At 59.4% G+C, this 577-nt stretch carries 1 protein-coding gene; it reads left to right on the top strand.

What is annotated here, in order from left to right:
• Positions 1-419, top strand: a 419-nt coding sequence (locus ACZ5CR_RS46850) for a hypothetical protein (protein ID WP_468870165.1), incomplete at its 5' end; no start/stop codon positions are given.
• Between the last annotated feature and the right edge of the window lie 158 nt (positions 420-577).

Below are 577 nucleotides of genomic sequence, written 5' to 3'. Positions count from 1 at the left end.
GGCGCGTATCGGTATCTACGGACTACCGCGGCTCCGACCCTCGCAAGTGGCGATATGGCAGCTTCGCCTCGGATGCCGACAGCGTCCCTCGCGACATACTCCGCCAGGGCCTGCTCGGTGCGAAGTCTGCTCGAGACGCCGTGGCCCACCGTATCTATCATCAGAAGGCGGAGTCAGCGAACGATGTCGTCAACTGGCACTTCACCTGGAGTTCCGACACTTACGTGAAGACCGGCAACCCCACGATCCAGAACGGCTACGCCCGGGGCGTTGTCGCTCTGTTCATTCAGCTCATCGAGTGCACCGGCATCACATTGGCCAGACATCGGGGCTGGAATCAAGACAAGGTCAGGCTTCCCCAACAGTGGTTCGAGGCCAGGGAACTATGGAATACGGGGTCGCTTTACCGCCCCGCCTGAGCAGCAGTACCGGGTCGCTGGCCCACGAAATTCGACTAGCAAGTGCCCACTACTGGTGAATCCTATCCACCGAATGGCCTATAGTCTTTGACATGGCACAGAAGGTAATCCGGACCCTCGTAGACGACTTGACCGGCGAAGAGTCGGACGAAATCACC

This window comes from Streptomyces sp. NPDC031274 (assembly GCF_055570235.1).
The sequence above is the reverse complement of the archived record's forward strand: the minus strand, read 5'-3'. Positions and strand labels throughout refer to the sequence as shown.